The organism is Kribbella hippodromi, assembly GCF_039531045.1.
GTDB classification, from domain to species: Bacteria; Actinomycetota; Actinomycetes; order Propionibacteriales; family Kribbellaceae; genus Kribbella; species Kribbella hippodromi.
Map to the genome: position 1 here is coordinate 103,233 of NZ_BAAAPH010000006.1, position 17,981 is coordinate 121,213.

The following is a 17,981-nucleotide window of genomic DNA, read 5'->3' on the forward strand; positions in this document are numbered from 1 at the left end:
GGCCACTCATAATCGAGTCCGGATCGATATCTGTCCCGGCATGGATCTCCGGTACCCGGCCGCATGTGGCCACCGGACCCGCCTGCACGGTTTTGGGGGTGGCGCCGCATAGGCTGTGCGGGTCAGTGCGTGAACCAGTGAAGGAGCCAAGTGGCCGCCCCGACGCCTCGCAGTACCGAGCTCGACCCGACGTACAACGCCCGCAACCTGCTCGTCCTCGAAGGACTCGAGGCGGTCCGGAAGCGGCCCGGCATGTACATCGGGTCCACCGACAGCCGCGGTCTGATGCATTGCCTGTGGGAGATCATCGACAACGCCGTGGACGAGGCGCTGGCCGGGCACGGCGAGCGGATCGACGTGGTGCTGCACCAGGACGGTTCGGTCGAGGTGCGGGACCGTGCGCGCGGCATCCCGGTGGACATCGAGCCGAAGACCAAGCTCAGCGGCGTCGAGGTGGTCTTCACCAAGCTGCACGCCGGCGGAAAGTTCGGCGGCGGTTCGTACAACGCCTCCGGTGGTCTGCACGGCGTCGGCGCCTCGGTGGTGAACGCGCTGTCGGCGCGGCTCGACGTCGAGGTGGATCGCGGCGGAACGGTCTGGACCACTTCGTTCCGGCGCGGTGTCGCCGGTGAGTTCGACGGCGACGGGGCGAACGCGTCGTTCACGCCTGCGAAGGGCCTGCGCAAAGCCGGCCGGGCGAAGAAGGGCGTGACGGGTACGCGGATTCGCTACTGGGCGGATCGGCAGATCTTCACCAAGGACGCCAGCTTCAACTACGACGAGCTGGTCACCCGGGCGCGGCAGACCTCCTTCCTGGTGCCGGGCCTGGAGCTGGTGATCCGGGACGAGCGCGGCGAGGAGCCGACCGAGGAGCACTTCAAGCACGACGGCGGGATCAGCGAGTTCTGCGAGTTCCTGGCCACCGACCAGAAGGTCACCGACGTGGTCCGGCTGGCCGGCACCGGTCACTTCACCGAGACCGTGCCGATGCTGGACGACGCCGGCCACATGACGCCGACCGACGTCGAGCGCGACCTGGACGTCGACATCGCGGTGCGGTGGGGCGACGGGTACGAGACCGAGCTGCGCTCCTTCGTGAACATCGTCGCGACGCCGAAGGGCGGCACGCACGTGGCCGGCTTCGAGCGCGCGCTGTCGAAGAGTTTCACCAGTGCGCTCGACGGCACCCGGCTGCTGAAGAGCGGCGAGGAAGTCATCAAGGACGACGTCCTCGAAGGTCTGACCGCGGTCGTCACGGTGCGGCTGGCCGAGCCGCAGTTCGATGGGCAGACCAAGGAGGTGCTCGGCACACCGGCCGCGTCGCGGATCGTGGCGAAGGTGGTGCAGTCCGAGCTCGAGGCGTTCCTGACCTCGACGAAGCGTGAGTTCAAAGCGCAGGCGCGGGCCGTACTGGAAAAGGTCGTGGCGGCGTCGCGGACTCGGGTGGCCGCCCGTCAGCACCGGGAGTTGCAGCGCCGGAAGACGGCGCTGGAGTCGTCGGCGCTGCCGGCGAAGCTGGCCGACTGCCGCAGCAATGACGTGGATCGGTCCGAGCTGTTCATCGTCGAGGGTGACTCGGCGCTGGGTACGGCGAAGCTGGCCCGGAGTTCGGAGTTCCAGGCGCTGCTGCCGATCCGGGGCAAGATCCTGAACGTGCAGAAGGCGTCGGTCGGCGACATGCTGAAGAACGTCGAGTGCGCGTCGATCATCCAGGTCGTCGGGGCCGGGTCGGGGCGGACGTTCGATCTCGAGCAGGCGCGGTACGGCAAGATCATTTTCATGGCCGATGCGGATTCGGACGGCGCACACATCCGTACGCTGCTGGCCACGCTCTTCTTCCGGTACATGCGGCCGCTGGTGGAGGCCGGGCGGGTGTACACGGCCGTGCCGCCGCTGCACCGGTTCGAGCTGACGAACCCGAAGAAGGGCCAGGACAAGTACCTGTACACGTACAGCGACGCGGAGTACCAGCGGAAGACGGCCGAGCTGATGAAGAAGGGCGTCCGCTGGAAAGAGCCACCGCAGCGGTACAAGGGGCTTGGTGAGATGGACGCCGATCAGCTGGCCGAAACCACGATGGACCCACGGCACCGGACGTTGCGCCGCATCACCGTCGACGACAGCGAAGCGGCCGCGCAGGTCTTCGACCTCCTGATGGGCAACGAGGTCGCGCCACGCAAGGAGTTCATCGTCCAGGGCGCGTACGAACTGGACGAAACCCGCATCGACGTCTGACGCCACCGGCCACTCTTCCCCTGCAAGCGGGGGAAGAGCCTTCGTCCTGCGGCCGGGCCTTGGTGGAAAGGGCTTGTTCGTGACGAATCGGCTGGTGTGTTTCGATCTGGACAACACCCTGATCGACCGGGATGGTGCGTTCCGGAGCTGGGCGCGATGGTGGACCGACCGCGCCGGCTTCGGCGCGGACGCGTACGAATGGTTAGTTGCCCACGACAACGGTGGCTACCGCCCGCGCGCTGAGCTGTTCGCGGGTTTCGAGCAGCGGTTCGGTGTGCGGATCTCGGTGGACGAGTACGACCGCGACCATCCGACGTTCACCTGGGTCGACGACGCGGTGCTGGCCGGGCTGGCTTCGTTGCGCGCAGCCGGTTGGCGGTTGGCGGTGGTCACCAACGGGGCGGTAGTACAGCAAACCGGCAAGCTCACCCACACCGGCATCGCGGACGCCGTCGACTACTGCTGCATTTCGGAAGCCGTCGGCGTACGCAAACCGGATCCGCGAATCTTCGCCATCGCTGCCGAAGGAGCCGGTGCCAGTCTGGCCGGCGGTTGGATGGTCGGCGATCACCCCGCGTACGACACCGCAGGCGGTAAGGCGGCTGGCCTGACAACCGTCCAAGTGGGCAACCACCACCCGGCCCCGCCCGCGGACCACCACGTCAGTACGGTCGTCGAGGCCTTCGCGCTGATCCACTGAGCACAATTCTGATCACCCACCGCCCGGCGATCGTCACTCAACTGATCACCTAAATATCGAAAAGTCGACATTCCAGCACGCCGTCTTCTCGGGGGCCAGCCCTCGAGAAGGTGGGTTGACCCCTCGGATTTTCAGGGGCCAACCCTTCAGCTCAGGGGCGGGCCCCAAAAAGTGGAGGGTGGTGGCAAAGTGGTCAGGATTCTGATCGGGGTTGGGTGGGGGTGATCAGGATAGTGATCATGTACGGCGGGTGATGGTGGTGTGGTCGTGGTTTTGTTGGGCGGCCAGGACTGTGGGGGTGTTGGTGCGTACCCACTTGACCATCGCGATCAGCGGGACGACGGCGTCGGCGCCCAGGGGAGTCAGGTCGTAGCGGACGCTGGGTGGTACGGACGGGAGCACCTCGCGGGACAGTAAGCCATCGCGGACGAGCGTACGCAGGTTCTGCGAGAGCATCTTCTCGCTGATCCCGCCCACGATTCCGCGGAGCTCGTGGAAGCGCAGTGGGCCGTTGCGCAGGGCAACGAGGATGAGCGAGGCCCAGCGGCTGGTCAGGTGGTTCAGTACCTCGCGGCCGGGGCAGTCGCTGTTGAACACGTCACACGGGTCGTCGGCCGAGTCTGCCGTGAGCTGCGAGCCTTCCTTCATGTCCGGAGCTTACCCTCGGGTATGCGCTAGCGAATAGTTAGCCATGGAACCTACGGTCACCCCATGCCGAACCACCTCGCCCTTGACCTATGGTCGGACTTCGTCTGCGGCCACTGCTACTACGGCACCCGCCGGATCGCCGACGCGCTCGAGCTTGTCGACAAGCCGGAGCTGTACCGGCTGCGGTTCCGGAGCTTCCAGCTGGACCCACGCCCCGCCGCCGAGCGGCCATCGGGGGATCTGTACGACTACCTGGCCCAGTTCAACGGCAGCCGCGCCGCCGGTCGCGCGGCGATGGAGTACATCAAGACCATCGCGACAGCGGACGGACTGCCTTTCAACCCCGACCTCGCCCGCCCAGGGAACACCACAGACGCCCATCGCCTCGTACACCTGGCCAGACAATCCGGCCGAGACACGGAAATCGCGCTCCAGCTGTACAAGGCGTACTGGTCCGAGGGCCTCCCCATCGCGGACCGATCCGCCCTGACAGCCTTCGCCACCGCCGCCGGCCTGAACCCCACCGAAGTCGAGCGAACCCTCAACAGCCCCGCCCTGACCAACGAGCTCCACCACGACCAGCACCTAGCCACCCAAACCGGCATCCGCGCAGTCCCCGCCCTGCTAGCAAACGCCTCCACGGCACCGCAGCCCATCAACCTCAACCAACCACCCCAAGCCCTGGCCACCACCCTCACCCGCCTAACCCCCTGACCCAAGCACGTGCACAAGAGTGGATATCCATCGCTCTTGTGGGTTCTCCACCCGTATACCGGTGGAGAACCCACAACACGGGTGGAGAAGCTGCCAGGTCAGAGGTGGGTGAAGAGGGGGATTAGGGCGGGGTGGTTCATGGGGCCGGCGTGGGGGAGGGGGAGGTCGTGGACGTCGGTGGGGTTGGTGGGGGTGAGGCGGTCGGCTTCGGTGATGAAGCGGGTTTGGAGGGCCGGTGGGATCAGGCGGTCGTTGGTGAAACGGATGTACGTGCGGGGGATGCGGCCCCACGTGTCGGCGTGGCCGCGGGCGTCGGCGAGGGGGATCGCGGCGGGCTCGTCGGGCTGGAAGTGGTTCAGGAGGTTGTGCATCGCCTCGTCGGTGAAGTCGTCGGCCAGGCATTCCTTGATACCGGCGATAAGGTCCGGGTCGGCCGTACGCCAGTTGACCCGGGCCACACCGAGCACCGCGGGATCACCGGCGACTGCCTTGGTGACCTGGTCGACGAGGCTCTCGCTGTTTTCGGGGGTGGCGAAGTACGCGGCCATGCTCGGCAGGTCGACGCAGCAGTACGCCGCCACGTACACGACCCGCTGCAGCAGTTCCGGTACGGCGTTGCCGACGCGGCTGACCGTGACCCCACCCTGGCTCGCGCCGACGAGGACGACCGGCCCGTGTTCGTGGGCTCGGCGTACGACAGCGATCGTGTGGTCGACGTAGTCGTCGAGCGTGATGCTTGCGAGCGGGGAAGGCTCCGTGGCGAGCGCGCGAAGGTCCTGCGGCGCCTGGTACGCGGGCGGGAAGTAGCCGCTCGTACCGTGGCCCGGCAGGTCGACGGTCACGCACCGATGCCCGCGAAGCGTGAGCTCGTTGACGAGATCAGTCCAGGCACCCGAGGACGAGTGGGTGCCATGAACGAAGACAAAGTTGGTCATCAGAGTTCTCCTGTTGCTGTAGGTCGCGACATCGGCCAGATGCTCAGGCTGTCGGCGAGGCGGATCGGTTCGCTGTGGTCGTGGAAGCCGTGGCGGAGGTAGAGCGCTCGGCTGCGGGGTGAGCTGGCCTCCAGGTACGTGCCGAGCCCGAGCGAGTCGGCCCAGGCAAGGCGGTGCCGGAGCATGGCTGATCCGAGGCCGGTCCCGCGGTGCGCAGGGGCGACGCCCATGCAGGGGAGATAGATGTACGCCTGGTCGCGTGGATGTCTTGGTGCGAGTGCCCCGCCGAGCGCCTGCAATCGGTGCGCAGCGGCGGGTATAGGTCGCTTGGACGGCTCGCCGTATGCGGATTGGCCGCGGTTGAGGTGGAGCCAAATTGAGGCGGCCGTGTTGCCTGGTGTGAGGTCGGCTTCGGCGGCGGGGTGAGCCAGGAGCGGGTGGAAGTAGAACGTCGTGGCGAGCTCGATGGTGTCGGGAAAGAGCCAGCGAGTGAGTGGGTCGGTGGTGAAGGCGTCGCTCAGTACGTTGACGACTGTCTCGTACTCGGCGGAGGTGGCACGGCGGATCATGCGTACACCGTACTCACGCACTACTCGAAAACGCTTACACACAAAGACGAAAGTGTTCCACACGCAGGCCGAGTGAACTAGTACACTTGAGCGGTGGAAGCCCGGTACGAGGTCGTTGCCCGCGAACTGCGGATGTTGATTCTGAGTGGGGAGTTGCGCCCGGGAGACCGGGTGCCTTCGGTGCGGGAGATCTCGCGCCGATGGGGGATCGCGATCGCAACGGCCACCAAAGTGATCGGCGTACTCCGCGATGCCGGACTGGTCGAATCCAAGGTTGGTTCAGGCACCGTCGTCGCAGCGCCTCGCCGGCCGCCGGCGCGTCGAGAAGGACGGGCGGTGCTGACCAAGGGGCAGGTGCTGCGGGCTGCTGTGTCGGTGGCGGATGGCGAAGGGGTGCAGGCAGTATCGATGCGGCGGGTGGCGGTTGAGCTCGGAGTCGGGACGATGTCGCTCTACCGCCACGTCCAGGGCAAGGACGAGTTGCTGACCGAGATGGTCGACGCGGTGTTCGGGGAGTACGAGCTCCCCGACCCAGGCCCGGACGGCTGGCGGCCCAAGCTCGAGCTGATCGCCCGCCGGCAATGGGAGCTGTGCCGCCGGCATTTGTGGCTGGCGGCAACAGTCTCGTTCACCCGCCCGCTGCTGGTACCGAATCTGACCGCGCAAACCGAGTGGACCATGCGCGCCCTCGACGGCTTGGACCTACCGATCGAGGACCGGGTACGGGAAGCGCTGAGCCTGCACGGTTTGGTGATCGCGGCGGCCCGGGCGATGGCTGATGAGGTCGAGGCTGAACAGGAAACCGGTGTCAGCCTCGACCGGTGGTGGATGGACAAGCAACGTCGCGCCGACGACCTGCTCGCCGACGGACGTTTCCCGCTGCTGGCAGCTGTCCCAGGCGACGCTGTGGCCGATCTGGGTGAACTGTTCGAGTACAGCCTGGCAAGGCACCTCGACGGCTTCGGGATGCTGGTCAGTCGATCTGGGTGAGCTTCCCGTTGTCGACGTCGTACATGAAGCCGCCGACCAGGATCTCGTCGCCGATCAGCGGGTGCTCGCGGACCGCGGCGACGTCGCGGCGGAGAGCTTCCAGCTGGTCGGGGATGACCGAGATCGGCAGGTAACCGGCCGGCTTCCCGGCGGCGAGTTCGACCTTGGCGCGGAGCTCGTCTTCGGACATCGCGGCCATCGCGCAGCGAGTGTGCGGGATGATCATGATCCGGCGGACGCCGAGCAGCTGGACGCCGAGGACGAGGCCGGTCAGGGTGATCTCGGTGACCCGGCCGCCGGCCGAGCGGAGGACCTTGGCGTCGCCGGGTTTGAGGCCGAGCATTTCCAGCGGCGGGATCCGGGAGTCCATACAGGTGACCAGGCCGATGCCGGCGTGGGCGATCCCGTCGAACCCGCCGTAGTGGAAGTCGGCGACGTACTCGGCGTTCGCGGCGAGCAGGTCGTCGAACCCGCCGCTCATCGCACGCCACCTGAGATTGGGGTACCGGTTTGCAGGATCGACATCGCGAACGGTTCCTTTCCACACGAGTCCGGACGGGGTGGATCTGCGGGCGCACTGGTGACCGGCACGGTCCAGGACCGGCCGTCGGCGTGCCGTACGGTGACGAGTTCCGGACCCTCGTCGGTGACGGTCAAGGCCTCGAGCGCGAGCTCGCCGATGAGCGCGCGGACGGCGACCTCCGCGGCCTGACCGCGCTTGGTCCAGGTGGACCGACCGCGGAGCCCGGTCAGGATGGTTTCGCCGCGGGTGGCGGCGGCGAGCGCCTCGACCGCGGTGCCGGCGGTGAGGTGCCCGTGCATGGTGCCGGCCGGCAGGTACGTAGCGGTCGGCGCGAACCGGTGTCCGCCGAGGTGATTGGCCTCCCACACGCGCCCCGGTGCCCGCTCCGCGAGCGCCGACACCAACGGCCGGCCGAGCAGAGCGCAGCATTCGTCGCGTTTGCCGTTCGTACACACCAGCACGATCGGCTCGTCCACTACCTGCAGGGCAGGCAACGAGGCGAGGGCGGCCGTACGGTCGCCCCGGGCCACCGCGGCGAGATCAAGGTCGGTCAGCTCTGCTGGGTCGGCGATCCGGCCGCCGAGCAGCCAGGTACGCCCTGGGCGGGTCGAGGCGACGAAGACCTGATGGGCCCGTTCCACCGCGTCCGCGTGCCGTCCAGGGGAGCGGATCAGCCCGAACCGTACGTCGGCCTTCTTGCACTTCGCGTCGTACGCCCCGCCGAACACCGGATCGAGGTGACTCTGCGTCGGTGCCTTCGCGCCCCAGGGCCCGGGCTGCTCGACGACGACCCAGCCGGCGGCCACGACCGCGGTGCCCGCCAGCGGCTCGCCCAGCACGCGGCAGTACGTCGAGCACAGACCCGGCCGGCCGGTCGCGTCGGGCGCGTGGGTCACTGAGGGCGCTGGGGGCACTGAAGGCACAGCATCACCGTACGCGAGGTGAGACGCCAGTCCCTCATGCTGATCAGGATGTGTGCACAACACCACGCCGACCGAGCAGTAACACGGCCAGCAGAGCCGCCAGGAACGCACACGCGGCGGCTCCGGCGAAGATCGCGTGAACTTGTGAAACGGCCGCGTCGCGGAGTGCGTCCACGAACGGCCGGCAGGTGCCGGGGGAGTCCGGGCAGAGTTCGTTCGGTGACTTGATGTGGTCGGCGATCGCGTAGTACCGCCGCAGGCCGATCGCGGTCAGCGCCGAAACCCCGACCAGCATGCCGACCATCCGCGCGACCACGACCAGCGCACTCACCAGTCCGTGGCTGCCGGCCGGCGTCGCACCCAGCATCGCCGTGTTCAAGGGCGAAAGCGCGAGCCCGAAACCGAAACCGCAAGCGAGCAGTACGACGGTCGCGGGCCAGTGATCCAGCGCCGTACGGCTCCAGTACGCCATCACCACGAACATTGCCCCGGACAGCCCCAGTCCGGCGCCCGTGATCAGCCCCAGCCCGTACCGGCGGGTCAGCGAGCCGCCGACGACCGCACCGACCGGAAGTGCGATCAGGAAGCGTACGAGAACCAGCGCCGCCGCCAGCTGCCCACCACCTTGGGTGGTCCGCGCGAAGACGGGTACGTCGACCAGCGCCGCGATCAACGCACAACCGATCAGAAAACTGACCACCAGGGAGCCCCACGCCGGACGCGCGCCGAGCAGACCCCGCGGCACAATCGCGGCCTTCGTGCGCCGCTGCCACAACCCGAACGCCACCGCGAAGACGGCGGCCGCGACCAGCAGCCACGGCCCGGCCGGCGACATCAGGTGCTTCTCGGGATCAGCCGTCGCGAAGGCGAGTACGACACCGGCCAGCGCGAGCGCGACCAGCAGCGCGCCGACGAGATCGACCTGCGCCAGTACGCCCGGCAGAACACCGCGAGTGCGCCACAGGACGAGCCCGAGCCAGGCCAGCGCGAGCACCAGCGTGACCACGCCGATCGGCGTCAACAGCCGCGACGTGCCGGTGAACGGTACGAACGGCAGGCCGAGCGTGACACCTGACGCGAGCCGCTGCGGCGCGGTCAGCGTCAGGCCAAGCGCGACACAGGCGAGTACGCCGACGATGCCCGACAGCGGAGGCCATCTTCGCCCGCGAAGCAGCAACGCGAGGACGATCGCGACGGTCAGGTTGAGCCAGAAGATGTACCGCCAGTCAGCCACCGCGAGCACCGCCGCGCCCAGGAGCGGACCGAGCACCGAGCCGAGCTCCTGCACCGCACCGACCACACCGAGCGGCAGTCCACGCCGCTCAGCCGGCCACAGATCAGCGACCAGCGCGAGCGTCGCCGGGACCAGCCCACCACCGCCGACGCCCTGAAGAAACCGACCGGTTACCACCAGGGAGAGGTCGTACGCGCCGGCCGTGACGAGCGATCCGACCGCGAAGAGCAGCAGCGCGCCGACCAGCACTGGCGTACGCCCGACCACGTCCGCGATCCGGCCGATCAGCGGCAGCACGGCGATGTACCCGAGCAGGAACCCGGAGATGATCGGCGCGGCCCGCTGCAGCTCGTCCGCGGACAGCCCGACGCCGGACATCATGTCCGGCAGCGCGAGCACGACCACGTACGTGTCGGCGGCCGCGAAGGCGACCGCGATCGACGCCAGGGTGAGGTGGGTCCTGGGGTTGCTCACCACCGGCCTCACGGCTTGGTGATCTCGACCGTCTCGCCGTACTTGTCCAGGGTGACGTCGTAGCTGCTGGTGGAGCCTGAGTAGAACGGCCCGGTGATGGTGGCCGCGACCAGCTGCTGCGCGTCCTTGTCGATCTTGAACGTGCCGTCGAACTTCCCGTCAGCAGGCGCCTTCGGGAAGATGCCCTGCAGCGCCTTGCCCGGGACGGAGCCGGTGATCTCGGTCAGCACCTTCGAGCCCTGCCGGGTCTCGCCCTTGATCTTCGGGTCGGTCAGCCCAGGCAGCACCGCGGTCAAGCCCTTGGTTGGGTCAAGCAGCAGGGCAGGGTCCGGCGCGCCCAGCTTGTCGAGCTGGGACGGTGGCAGCTCGATGTACGCCGGCGTGAAGGACAGCTTCGCGTACACCTTGCTGCCGACGGCGATCACCTCGGCGTCGATCGGCGAGCCACCGGACCGTACGGTCAGCTTGCCCTTGAAGGCCGGTGCGTGCGTCGCGACACCGTCACCGCTGGCGAGGGTCTGCGCGTTGTCCGGCAGGTCACGGCCGGTCAGCACGATGTGCACGCTGGCGGCGTCGTCGATGGACTTCTTGGCCTCGGTCAGCAGGGTGACGGCGTCGCCACCACCCGACTGGCCGCCACCGCCGCTGTCCTTCTTGCCGTTGCAGCTCGTCAGCGTCAACGCCAGGACAACGGTCGCGCCGAGCGCGAGCAGTCTCTTCACGGGATCAGCCTGCCAGATCGGCGGCGCAGGCAGCGATCGGTTGCGCGACCGGGATGCCGGAGCCGTCCCGCCGCGGGTCGATCGGCGGCAGGTCCACCGGGGCACCGCTGCTGGCACTCGCCTTCAGCGGCGCGGCGCCGATGTAGCCGAGCAGCAACCCGTCCTCGCCCTTGAGCAGTCGCTGGCAGCGCACGCCACCGGTCCCGCGGCCCTTACCTGGGTACTCGCTGAAGGGAGTCACCTTTACGGCGCCGACCTCGGTCCCGGGCAGTGCTGATGACGTACCCGCGATCGTGAGCACGTGCGCCTCGCGACCAGTGTCAACGGCCCCGAAGAAGACCACCTTCGCCCCACTGCTCAACCGGACACCCGCCATACCGCCGGCGGTCCGGCCCTGCGGGCGTACGGCGGAGGCGGGGAAGTGCAGGAGCTGCGCGTCGGACGTGATGAAGCACAACTCCTCCTCGCCCGTCGTCAGCTCGACCGCGCCGACCACCTCGTCGCCGTCCTTCAGACCGACGATCTCCCACGAGTCACGGTTGGACAGGTGATCCGGCACGACCCGCTTCACCACGCCGCCCGCCGTACCCAGCGCGACACCCACCGACTCGGGATCCATCGTGGTCAGCGCCAGCGCCCGCTCACCCGGCTCCAGCGAGACGAACTCGGCGATCGGCGCGCCGCCCTGCAAGTTCGGCGCGCTGGCCGTCGTCGGCACAGCCGGAAGATCGAGCGACTCGAGCCGGATCAACCGGCCTGCGCTGGTGACCAGCCCGTACTGACCACGCGCGGTGCTCTTGATCACGGACACGATCGCGTCGTGCTTGGCCCGGGCGTCGCTCGGGCCGAACGGCTCGACCCCGTTGGTCCGCGCGAGCAGCCCGGTCGAGCTCATCAGGATCCAGCACGGGTCGTCGCTGACCTCGAGCGGCACGGCCGCGGTCTTGGTGGCGCCGGACGACTCCAGCAGTACGGTCCGGCGCGGCGTGCCGTACGTCTTGGCGACCTCGGCGAGCTCGTCGGAGACGGTCTTGCGGAGCAGGTCCTGGTTCTCGATGATCGCGGTCAGGGCCTCGATCTCGCGCTCCAGCTCACCCTTCTCGGTCTCCAGCTCGAGCTTGGAGAACTTGGTCAGCCGGCGCAGCGGCATGTCCAGGATGTAGTTGGCCTGGATCTCGGACAAGTCGTAGATCTCGATCAGCCGGGCCCGCGCGGCAGCGGTGTCATCGCTGCTCCGGATCACCTGGATGACCTCGTCGATGTCGAGGATCGCGATCAGCATGCCCTCGACGATGTGCAGCCGGTCCTGGGCCTTCTGCCGGCGGAACTCACTGCGCCGCTTGACCACGTCGTACCGGTGCTGGAGGTAGACCTCGAGCAGCTGCTTCAGGCCGAGCGTCCGCGGCTGGCCCTCGACCAGGCAGACGTTGTTGACGTGGAACGAGTCCTCGAGCGGGGTCAGCTTGTACAGCTGCTCGAGCAGCGCTTCCGGGACGAAGCCGTTCTTGACCTCGATCACCAGCTGGGTGCCGTGGGTCCGGTCGGTCAGGTCCTTGACGTCGGCGATGCCCTGCAGCTTCTTGCTCTGGACCAGCGTCTTGATCTTCTCGATCACCTTCTCCGGGCCGACCGAGTACGGCAGTTCGGTGACCACGATGCCCTTGCGGCGCGGGGTGACGTTCTCGATCCGGGCGGTGGCGCGCATCTTGAAGCTGCCGCGCCCGGTCGCGTACGCGTCCTTGATGCCGTCCAGGCCGACGATCTTGCCGCCGGTCGGCAGGTCCGGCCCGGGAACGAACCGCATCAGGTCGTCCAGGTCGGCGGTCGGGGACTTGATCAGGTGCCGGAGCGCCTGGATCACCTCGACCAGGTTGTGCGGGGCCATGCTGGTGGCCATCCCGACCGCGATCCCGGCGGCGCCGTTGACCAGCAGGTTCGGGAAGGCGGCCGGCAGCACCGACGGCTCCTCTTCCTGGCCGTCGTAGTTCGGCCGGAAGTCGACGACGTTCTCGTCCAGGCCGTTGGTCATCGCGAGCGCGGACGGCGCCATCCGGCACTCGGTGTACCGCATCGCGGCCGGGCCGTCGTCGAGCGAGCCGAAGTTGCCGTGCGGGTCGATCAGCGGCACGCGCATCGACCAGGTCTGGCCGGTCCGGACCAGGGCGTCGTAGATCGCGCCGTCGCCGTGCGGGTGGTACTTACCCATCACTTCACCGACGACGCGGGCGCACTTCACGTGCGCGCGGTCCGGGCGGATGTTGTTCTCCGCCATCGAGAACAGGATCCGCCGCTGGACCGGTTTCAGCCCGTCCCGCGCGTCCGGCAGCGCCCGCGCGTAGATCACCGAGTACGCGTACTCCAGGTAGCTGGTACGCATCTCGTCGGAGACGTCGATGTCGAGGATGCGCTCCTCGAAGTCCTCGGGTTCGGCGGTGCTGGTACGGCGTGCCATGCGGGTCTACGCACTCCTCGTTCAAACGGTACGGCGCCGCGACGGTCCGGCGCTGTCCACATTGTCCCTGGTCAACGGCTGTTTCCCGGCCGCGACCCGCCCGGTCGGCACTGTCCCGGTCCGCACTGGCCGCCCGGGTGGTCTAGTCCACTGCGGCGGCCGGCTGGGACCGGCGCAGCAGGTACGTGGTCGGGGCCAGTGCGGACCCTACCGCCAGGGTCAGACAAAGTCCGCCGATGCCCAGCAGCACACCCCAGGGAACGGTCACCGGTACGTCGGCGACGCCCGCCGTCATCGCGTGCCGGATCAGGATGCCGACCGTGAGGGTGATCGCGGTGCCGAGGCTGAGCGCGACCGCGCCGACCAGGGAGGACTCCCAGAGCACCATCCGCCGGATCTGCGCGGGTGTCGCGCCGAGCAGCCGCGAGGTGATGAACTCGTGCCGCCGCTGCAGACTGCCCATCAGCAGGGTGTTGGCGATCGCGATCGCGCTGTAGAGCGCGGCCGGTCCGAGCAGCAGGATCAGCCCGAACTGGTTGCCCTTCCGCAGCCCGGCGGCCTGGTCAGCCTCCCAGTCCACCGCGAGCTGGGCATTCGGCAGCTTCTTGACCAGATCGCCCGGATCCACGCCGGCGACCGGCAGCACGAAGCTCCGGTCCGGCTGGACGGTCGGGGCGTGCTTCCGGGCCAGGTCCATCGGGATCAGGTACGAAGCGCTCACGCTGAACGTGTCTTTCACGATCGCCACCACCCGCAGCCGCACGCGGGTTTTGTCGGCGAACACCATCGGGATCTCGTCACCGACCTTGTAGTGCTCGACGCTGGCCGCCGACTTGCTGACCGCCACGGTGTTCCCGGTCAGGTCGCGCAGATCGCCGGAGCGCGGCGTCATGTCCCGTGTACGGCTCGCGATCGCGGGATCGATGCCCTCCGCGTCCTCGAGCTGCGCGTACTCGTCCGAGATCCGCACCACCTGGATCGGCAACGGAGCATCCACCACATCGACGTCTGAACCGGTCACCGCCGCCGGACCGTTGACGACGATCGGCGCGCGGACTGCGTCCCGGATGCTCGCCGCCTCGCTGTCGGCGGCGAAGCTCAGGCTGAGGACCATCGATCCGGCGATCGCCGAGATGGACAGGATCGGCGCCGCCAGCGACGCACTCCGGCGCGGTGCCGCGATGACGTTGCTGCGGGCCAGCCGCCCGGACACATTGGTCCACGCGACCAGCGGCGCAGCCCACAACCGCCCGACCAGCGGTACGACGAGCGGTGCGAGCAGCGTCAGCGCGATCACCAGGATCATCGGCGTGAACATCGCCAGCGGTACGGCGCCCTCGCCTGTGGACGGCCGGATCAACGTCAGCATCGCGATCGCCCCGGCGAAGAACAGTGCGCCGAACACGATCCGTACCGGACCGATCCGTGGTGGCTCCAGGGCGGCCTCGCGGAGTGCGTCGATCGGCCCGACCTTTCCGGCCCGCTTGGCGGCCGACCGCGCCCCGAGCATCGCGACCACCAAGCCAGCGCCGACCGCGATCGCCAGCGGCGCCCAGGGCGAGGCCGGCTCCAACTTCACCGGCGCCAGCTCGGTGTACGACGCCTTGCTGAGCAGCAGTGGCGTAGCGAGGTGTGCAGCGAGCGCTCCGGTCAGCGCGGCGCCCAGGGCGACCACCAATGCCTCGCCGAGGATCATCCGGCGGATCTGCCGGGGCGTGGCGCCGATCAGCCGGAGCAGTCCGATCTCCCGGCGCCGCGACGCGACCACGAAGGCGAACGTACTGGCGATGACGAAGACGGTGATGAAGCCACTGATCGTGCCGACCATGCTCAGTACGGTCTGCAGCCCGGACACGTCGTCGTGAGTCAGTGCGACGCGCTCAGTGTGCGGTGGGGTGTCCCGACCGCCCAGGGTGGTGACAGTGATGCTTGCGGCCTTCGGGCCGCTGTACGCGATGGTGGCGGCGGTTGCTGTGGCAGCCAGACCGAGTAGGAACACTCCGACAGCCAGTGCGACGAACGCACCCGCGTACAGCGATCTGTGCCGGCCGACGGTCTGCCGGCTGAGGTAGAACATCACTTCTCCAGGTCACTCATCGCAGCGGCGATCTGCGCCGGGTTGGCCCGGTCCAGGTGCCCGGCGAGCAGTCCGTCCGACAGGAACAGCACCCGCTCGGCGTACGCGGCCGCGACCGGGTCGTGGGTGACCATGACAACGGTCTGACCCGCGCGGTCGGTCGCGTCGCGGAGCAGTGCGAGTACCTGGCGGCTGGTACCGCTGTCCAGCGCCCCGGTCGGCTCGTCGGCGAAGAAGACCGACGGGCGGGTGATCAGGGCCCGTGCGATCGCCACTCGTTGCTGCTGGCCACCGGACAGTTCCGCCGGGCGGCGCTTGGCCTTGCCGTCCAGCCCTACCTGGTTCAGCACGCCGTGTACGTCATTGCGGGCCGGCCGCTTTCCGGTCAGGCGGAGCGGTAGCGCCACGTTGTCGTACACGGTCAGGGACGGCAGCAGGTTGTACGCCTGGAAGACGAAGCCCATCTCCGCGCGGCGCAGTTTGGTGAGCTCCACTTCGCTCAGGCCGTTCAGGTTGATCCCGTTGAGGACGACGGCGCCGCTGGTCGGCTGGTCGAGTCCGGCCGCGCACTGCAGCAGCGTCGACTTGCCGGAGCCGGACGGGCCCATCACCGCGGTGAACGAGCCGCGCGCGAAGTGGTACGTGACACCGCGCAGCGCGTCGACCGCTCCGGCCTTGGAGCGGTACGTCTTGGTGATGCCGTCCAGCAGGAGCGCCGGCGGCTCGCCGGGGGCGACGGAGGGGTACATGGGCGCGGTAGCGGTCATGGTTCCAAGCCAACCGGAATGCCACGCCGCTGACCCTGGCCTGTGGGTGAGAGCCGCAGTAGCGCGCACGCTACCGCTGGAGAGGCGTACCGCCGCCTAGGGTTGGCACGTGGATGACCCGAAGACGGTGTGGGCAGCGATGGCGTCGCCGCGCTACCTCGTCTCGTCCTGGCCGTGGCGGGTGTACGCCTACCTGCTGACCTCCATCCCGGCCGGTGCGCTGGCGCTGTGCGTACTGGTCGGAGCTGCCGGCCTCGGTGCCGTACTCAGTCCGATCTTCATCGGGATCATGATGATGATGGCGTTCCCGCTGATCGGCGCGGGCATCGGCTGGTTCGAACGGTGGCGGGCCGGGCTGCTGCTCGTCGACGGGATCAAGAGTCCGCACGCCAAGCTCCCGCTCGGGCTGTCGCTCCGGGAGCGGTACAAGTTCCGCCGCCGTGAGCAGTCGTCGATGCGGGCGCTCGGGTACTCGGTCGTGTACTCGGTGTTCGTCTGGCCGTTCAGCGCCTTGTTCGGGGGACTGAGCGCCACCGTGCTGCTCATCACCCTCGCGACACCGCTGCTCTCGGAGACCGGCGATGTGCAGATGTGGTCGTGGAAGATCAACTCGATCGCGGAAGGGTTGCTGTTCACGGTCCTGTTCGGGCCGCCTTTCTTCGCGATCAGCTCGTACCTGCTGGGGGCGATCGCGGGCGCCGAGGTCGAGCTGGCGAAGGCGATGCTCGGTCCGCGGCAGGAGGAGCTGCAGCGGAACCTGGCGGAGATCCGGCGATCCCGCCTGGACCTGGTGGACGCGTTCGAGACCGAGCGGGTGCGGATCGAGCGGCACCTGCACGACGGCGTGCAGCAGCGGCTGGTCGGCCTGACCATGACCCTCGGCCTGGCCGAGCTGGATCTGCCGGAGGGGGAGGGGCGCCGGCTGGTCGTCAAGGCGCACTCCGAGGCGGAGGCCGCGCTCGCGGACCTGCGGGCCGCGGTACGGGGCATCCACCCGCGCGTACTGGTCGATCATGGCCTTGAGGCGGCCGTCCGTGAGGTCGCGGACCGGATGCCGCTGCCGGTCGTACTGACCATGTCGGTGCCGCGGTTGCCGACGCCGATCGAGGCGGCGGCGTACTTCGTCGTCAGTGAGGCGCTGTCGAACGTGGCGAAGCACGCCCAGGCGACCAAGTGCGAGGTGACCGGCTGGGTGGATCGCGACCAGCTGGTCGTGAACGTACGCGACGACGGGATCGGCGGGGCGACGCTGGGTGGTGGGACCGGACTGACGGGGCTGGTGACCAGGCTGGACGCGCTGGGCGGCACACTCGACGTCGACAGCCCACCCGGTGGGCCGACCCGACTGAGGATGGAGTGCCCGTGCCGACTCGGCGACTGAGCATCGTGCTGGCCGAAGACTCGCTGCTGCTGCGCGAGGGTTTGGCGAGCATCCTGGACCGCGCCGGTCATGACGTCCGCGACACCGTGGGGGACGCGGACACGCTGCTGGCGGTGGTGCGGAAGGAGCCGCCGGACCTGGTGATCACCGACGTGCGGATGCCGCCCGGGCACAGCGACGAGGGCCTGCGGGCCGCGGCCGCGATCCGCGACGAGCTGCCGGCGATCGGCATCCTGGTGCTCTCGCAGTACGTCGCCGACGCGTACCTGTCATCGTTGCTGGAGACAACCACCGGCGGAATCGGGTACCTGCTGAAGGACCGCGTCGGTCATGTCACCGAGTTCCTGGAGTCACTGGACCGGGTTGCGAGCGGCGGTACCGTGGTGGATCCGGAGGTGGTCCGGCAGCTGCTGGCACGCCGCCGCAACGACGGTCCGCTGGCGGCACTCACCCCACGCGAACTGGAGGTACTCGCCCTGATGGCCGAAGGCCGCGTGAACGCGTCCATCGCCGAGCAACTGGTGGTCAGCGAGGCCGCCGTCCGCAAACACGTCGGCAACATCTTCGCCAAACTGGACCTCGACGACGGCCGCGACCGCCGAGTCTCCGCCGTCCTCACCTACCTGAGAGGCTGACC

General features: G+C 68.6%; 16 protein-coding genes. 6 read left to right on the plus strand and 10 right to left on the minus strand.

Translation table 11 applies throughout. The features are described from left to right. Positions 1-150: 150 nt before the first annotated feature. Both ABD260_RS11095 and ABD260_RS11100 read left to right on the plus strand, forming a co-directional pair. On the plus strand, positions 151-2,235 hold the full coding sequence (locus tag ABD260_RS11095) for a DNA gyrase/topoisomerase IV subunit B (RefSeq protein ID WP_344233332.1): 2,085 nt from the start codon (positions 151-153) through the stop codon (positions 2,233-2,235). 79 nt (positions 2,236-2,314) lie between these two features. After that, complete coding sequence (locus ABD260_RS11100) at positions 2,315-2,935, plus strand: HAD family hydrolase (protein ID WP_344233333.1); 621 nt, start codon at positions 2,315-2,317, stop codon at positions 2,933-2,935. A gap of 237 nt (positions 2,936-3,172) precedes the next feature. On the opposite strand, the gene ABD260_RS11105 is transcribed toward ABD260_RS11100, so the two are convergent. Then, positions 3,173-3,583: a winged helix-turn-helix transcriptional regulator gene (locus ABD260_RS11105; RefSeq protein ID WP_344233334.1), complete on the minus strand. Its 411-nt coding sequence runs from the start codon at positions 3,581-3,583 to the stop codon at positions 3,173-3,175. A 63-nt stretch (positions 3,584-3,646) separates the two neighbouring features. On the opposite strand from ABD260_RS11105, the gene ABD260_RS11110 reads away from it, so the two are divergent. Next, positions 3,647-4,297, plus strand: coding sequence for a DsbA family oxidoreductase (locus ABD260_RS11110; protein ID WP_344233335.1), 651 nt, complete (start codon positions 3,647-3,649; stop codon positions 4,295-4,297). 98 nt (positions 4,298-4,395) lie between these two features. Here ABD260_RS11110 and ABD260_RS11115 read toward each other — a convergent pair whose 3' ends face one another. Together ABD260_RS11115 and ABD260_RS11120 are read right to left on the minus strand one after the other, a co-directional pair. Next, a complete protein-coding gene (locus ABD260_RS11115) occupies positions 4,396-5,232 on the minus strand; it encodes an alpha/beta fold hydrolase (RefSeq protein WP_344233336.1) in 837 nt (278 codons plus the stop codon). After that, on the minus strand, positions 5,232-5,801 hold the full coding sequence (locus tag ABD260_RS11120; RefSeq protein ID WP_344233337.1) for a GNAT family N-acetyltransferase: 570 nt from the start codon (positions 5,799-5,801) through the stop codon (positions 5,232-5,234). The genes ABD260_RS11115 and ABD260_RS11120 overlap by 1 nt, the downstream gene beginning before the upstream one ends. Positions 5,802-5,894: 93 nt before the next feature. Between ABD260_RS11120 and ABD260_RS11125 the strand changes: the two genes are divergently transcribed. Further along, positions 5,895-6,791: a TetR/AcrR family transcriptional regulator C-terminal domain-containing protein gene (locus tag ABD260_RS11125; RefSeq protein WP_344233338.1), complete on the plus strand. Its 897-nt coding sequence runs from the start codon at positions 5,895-5,897 to the stop codon at positions 6,789-6,791. Here the strand turns inward: ABD260_RS11125 and ABD260_RS11130 are convergent. The 7 genes from ABD260_RS11130 to ABD260_RS11160 all read right to left on the minus strand — a co-directional run bounded on the left by ABD260_RS11130 (position 6,775) and on the right by ABD260_RS11160 (position 15,963). Next, positions 6,775-7,272 carry a beta-class carbonic anhydrase gene (locus ABD260_RS11130; RefSeq protein WP_344233339.1) on the minus strand — a complete coding sequence of 166 codons (498 nt, stop codon included), beginning with the start codon at positions 7,270-7,272 and terminating at the stop codon, positions 6,775-6,777. The genes ABD260_RS11125 and ABD260_RS11130 overlap by 17 nt on opposite strands. Then, positions 7,269-8,237: a ferredoxin family protein gene (locus ABD260_RS11135; RefSeq protein WP_344233340.1), complete on the minus strand. Its 969-nt coding sequence runs from the start codon at positions 8,235-8,237 to the stop codon at positions 7,269-7,271. Before ABD260_RS11135 ends, ABD260_RS11130 begins: the two co-directional genes overlap by 4 nt. A gap of 43 nt (positions 8,238-8,280) precedes the next feature. Beyond that, positions 8,281-9,945, minus strand: a complete 1,665-nt coding sequence (locus ABD260_RS11140) for an MFS transporter (protein ID WP_344233341.1) — start codon at positions 9,943-9,945, stop codon at positions 8,281-8,283. Between the two features lie 8 nt (positions 9,946-9,953). Beyond that, entirely contained in the window at positions 9,954-10,667 is a 714-nt protein-coding gene (locus tag ABD260_RS11145; protein WP_344233342.1) for an LppX_LprAFG lipoprotein, read from the minus strand. 4 nt (positions 10,668-10,671) lie between these two features. After that, complete coding sequence (locus ABD260_RS11150; RefSeq protein ID WP_344233343.1) at positions 10,672-13,119, minus strand: DNA gyrase/topoisomerase IV subunit A; 2,448 nt, start codon at positions 13,117-13,119, stop codon at positions 10,672-10,674. A 142-nt stretch (positions 13,120-13,261) separates the two neighbouring features. Next, positions 13,262-15,196 carry an FtsX-like permease family protein gene (locus ABD260_RS11155; RefSeq protein WP_344233344.1) on the minus strand — a complete coding sequence of 645 codons (1,935 nt, stop codon included), beginning with the start codon at positions 15,194-15,196 and terminating at the stop codon, positions 13,262-13,264. Beyond that, complete coding sequence (locus ABD260_RS11160) at positions 15,196-15,963, minus strand: ABC transporter ATP-binding protein (RefSeq protein ID WP_344233345.1); 768 nt, start codon at positions 15,961-15,963, stop codon at positions 15,196-15,198. The genes ABD260_RS11155 and ABD260_RS11160 overlap by 1 nt, the downstream gene beginning before the upstream one ends. Positions 15,964-16,072: 109 nt before the next feature. Here ABD260_RS11160 and ABD260_RS11165 point away from each other — a divergent pair, with 109 nt between their 5' ends. Continuing rightward, positions 16,073-17,344, plus strand: coding sequence for a sensor histidine kinase (locus tag ABD260_RS11165; protein WP_344233346.1), 1,272 nt, complete (start codon positions 16,073-16,075; stop codon positions 17,342-17,344). Next, positions 17,326-17,979: a response regulator transcription factor gene (locus ABD260_RS11170; protein WP_344233347.1), complete on the plus strand. Its 654-nt coding sequence runs from the start codon at positions 17,326-17,328 to the stop codon at positions 17,977-17,979. Before ABD260_RS11165 ends, ABD260_RS11170 begins: the two co-directional genes overlap by 19 nt. Positions 17,980-17,981: the final 2 nt, after the last annotated feature.